1 protein-coding gene is annotated in these 255 nt (G+C 63.5%); it reads left to right on the plus strand.

Going from position 1 to position 255, the window contains the following annotated elements; genetic code table 11:
* Positions 1-255: hypothetical protein (locus ACLJNW_RS26685; protein ID WP_410961579.1), on the plus strand; the 255-nt coding region annotated here is incomplete at both ends.

Consider the following 255-nt stretch of genomic DNA (forward strand, 5'->3'; position numbering starts at 1 on the left):
TTCCACGATATCCCGCTGGCCGCGGTGGAGCCCACCGGGATCCATATCCTGCCGGGCGAGACCATGGGCTATCGCGGGCTCTACCTGAAGATTCCCGGCGAGCACCGCCTGGTGGCGTCGAAGGAATTGCCGTTCCAGGAAGGGTTGAAACTGCTGATCCAGCGTTACCAGGCTCACGACGACGTGTTCCTGCCGATCCTGGTCAAGGGCGACCTGCGCGAGTACGAAGCGCGCATGCCCTCGCTACACCTGCAC

Origin of the sequence: Salmonella sp. SAL4457 (assembly GCF_046548235.1) — a bacterium.
Lineage (GTDB): Bacteria > Pseudomonadota > Gammaproteobacteria > Enterobacterales > Enterobacteriaceae > Salmonella > Salmonella enterica.